The sequence below is a fragment of the Mesorhizobium sp. M7D.F.Ca.US.004.03.1.1 genome (genome assembly GCF_003998635.1).
GTDB classification, from domain to species: Bacteria; Pseudomonadota; Alphaproteobacteria; order Rhizobiales; family Rhizobiaceae; genus Mesorhizobium; species Mesorhizobium loti.
The window spans coordinates 1-1,225 of the sequence record NZ_RZQG01001313.1 but is presented as its reverse complement, the minus strand read 5'-3'; the positions used below and the strand labels follow the sequence as shown (position 1 = coordinate 1,225).

Annotated in this window: 2 protein-coding genes; both read left to right on the top strand. The window is 66.7% G+C overall.

The genetic code is table 11. The features are described from left to right. Window positions 1-490: ADP-ribosylglycohydrolase family protein (locus EN935_RS36635; RefSeq protein WP_206534674.1), on the top strand; the 490-nt coding region annotated here is incomplete at its 5' end. After that, window positions 487-1,225, top strand: a 739-nt coding sequence (locus EN935_RS36630; protein WP_127374267.1) for a PfkB family carbohydrate kinase, incomplete at its 3' end; no start/stop codon positions are given. The genes EN935_RS36635 and EN935_RS36630, both read left to right, overlap by 4 nt.

Here is a 1,225-nt window from a genome sequence, read left to right as displayed (position 1 = left end):
CGCCGCGGTCAGCCGCGGCGTCGCCGGTGGTGGTTGGCGCGATGCTTCCGCCAGCGCCGTCGCGGCGGCGAGGCGAGGGGCGACGCTCGGCCATTGGGTCACCGGCGGCGACATCGCCGCACGTATCGTCTGGGCACAGGACATCGTGCGCGGCAAGGCGATCAGGGATGCGATCCGGCTGATCACCGATCTGGTCGGTACCGGCGTCGCCAGCCAGGAATCGGTTCCGGCTGCCTTCGCCGTGCTGGAAGTCGCTCGTGGCGACCCTTGGCAAGCAGCCATCATCAGCGCCAACCTCGGCGGCGACACCGATACGATCGGTGCCATCGCCGCCGGCATGGCCGGCGCCTGCAGCGGTTTTTCCCGATTGCCGCAACAGCACATCGCGCGGCTTGTCGGCATCGACATGTCAGAGGTTCGCGCACTCGCCGCCGACCTCGTCGCGGCAAGGCTGGCGAAAACCGGTTCCGGCAAGGATGCCGCGGCATGAGCGGGCGTCTCGTCCATATCGGTAGCGCTGTGGTCGACTATGTCTACCGCATCGATGCCTTGCCGGCGCCCGGCATGGAAAAGACGGCGTCGAGCTTCGCCCAGGTCGCCGGCGGCGGCTTCAACATGATGGTCGCGGCCAGCCGAACGGGCATGCAAGTGGTGTTCGGCGGCCAGCTCGGCAGCGGGCCGAACGGCGACTTCCTGCGTGCTGCTTTCATGGCCGAGGGCATCGCGACGCTGACGCCGCCATCGCCCTTGATGGACAGCGGCAATTGTGTCGCCATGATCTCGAGCGACGCTGAACGCACCTTCGTGTCGTGGCCGGGTGCGGAAAGCATACTCAGCCCCGACATGATGGAGCCTATTGCGGTTGCGCCGGGCGACTGGGTGTTCACCTCCGGCTATACGCTGAGCTATCCTAAGAGCCGCGATGCGCTCACCGACTGGATCGAGGCATTGCCTGACGAAACACCTTTCGTCTTCGACCCGACGCCGGTCATCACGGACATTCCACGCCCCATCCTGTCGCGCGTGCTCGCGCGAACCACATGGCTGAGCTGCAACACGACGGAGGCGGCCGAAATTGCCGGTCCTGGCGATGTCGAGGGCCTCGCGGCAAGGCTGCTGGGCGATCACTGCCCGAAAGCAGCGGGCGTGGTCATCCACGCTGGCGCGAAGGGTTGCCATATCCGGTTGGCCGACGGGTCAGCACAGACCATTGCCGGCTTCAAGG